The sequence below is a fragment of the Pseudoalteromonas phenolica genome, assembly GCF_005876835.1.
Lineage (GTDB): Bacteria > Pseudomonadota > Gammaproteobacteria > Enterobacterales > Alteromonadaceae > Pseudoalteromonas > Pseudoalteromonas phenolica_B.
In genome coordinates, this window is the sequence record NZ_PPSW01000067.1 from 1 (window position 1) to 522 (window position 522).

General features: G+C 42.7%; 1 protein-coding gene. It reads left to right on the forward strand.

Features of this window, described 5'->3' with window-relative positions; all coding sequences use genetic code 11:
• Nucleotides 1-522, forward strand: a 522-nt coding sequence (locus tag C1E24_RS20655; RefSeq protein WP_138484787.1) for an SdrD B-like domain-containing protein, incomplete at both ends; no start/stop codon positions are given.

Here is a 522-nt window from a genome sequence, read left to right on the forward strand (position 1 = left end):
GCGCACAACAGATGTTAATGGTCAGTTCACGTTTGCAGATTTAACCGAAGCGAGTGCTGATGGTTACTCAGTAGCTGCAACTTTCTCTGGAAAGTCAGAAAATGAGAACGGTAAAGATTATCTGATCATAGGTGTTAATCGCACAGAATCAGATACTGCAAACAGCACAGTTAAAGTTGACTTAACGGGTGCAAACAAATCAGCAACCGTAGATTTTACTGAAAAACTGAAACCAGTTAATTACGAAGTATCTGGCCGTGTCTTCCTAGATACCTTACAAGATGGTGAACTTGAAGCTGCCGAGTTAGACAAAGCACTTGAAAACATCACAGTAACTTTAACGGGTAAAGACAAGTTCGGTCGCGCGGTGTCACTAACACGCACCACAGATATCAATGGTCAGTACACGTTTGCTGATTTAACCGAAGCAAACAAAGATGGTTACAGCGTGACAGCGACTCAGTCTCGCTTGGTAAATCATTTAGACGGTAAAGACTACTTGGTTGTGGGCACAAGCAGAGA